This is a genomic window from Phocaeicola sp. RTP21198st1_B8_RTP21198_201120, assembly GCF_040929485.1.
Taxonomy (GTDB): Bacteria; Bacteroidota; Bacteroidia; order Bacteroidales; family Bacteroidaceae; genus Phocaeicola; species Phocaeicola dorei.
Genome location: NZ_JBCOCI010000545.1, coordinates 1 through 390 on the forward strand (window position 1 = coordinate 1; position 390 = coordinate 390).

1 pseudogene is annotated in these 390 nt (G+C 32.1%); it reads right to left on the reverse strand.

From position 1 onward, the window contains the following. Positions 1-390, reverse strand: a pseudogene (locus tag AB5935_RS27960) (hypothetical protein); the annotation flags it as partial.

Sequence of the window (390 nt, forward strand, 5' to 3'; positions counted from 1 at the left end):
ATAATAAACAAAATATCTGCGTATGTAGTGTACAAATGTGATTTAAATGTGAATTCAATCTTCATATCTTCAATGTTTTCACTACTAAAAGAATCAAGATAGCCCATAATTTTTGGGCGAAGAAGATTAATATTACGCTTAAGTGACCAAGAATTGTCCCAGTTATCATTATCAATCAGAACAAGAAACAAACGGTTTTCTGCACCAAATCTCATATCTCCTTGGTTCTCATACAACCATTTTGATAATTCCTTTGGATTGTCAAGTGCATACGAGAGTATTTCTTGTCTTCTATTTTTAGTTGTGTCAAGCACATCATTGGCAGCTTGAGTATTCACATCTTTAAGTTTTGCAATAATCTGATAATTAATAACATCATCACTTGCATCC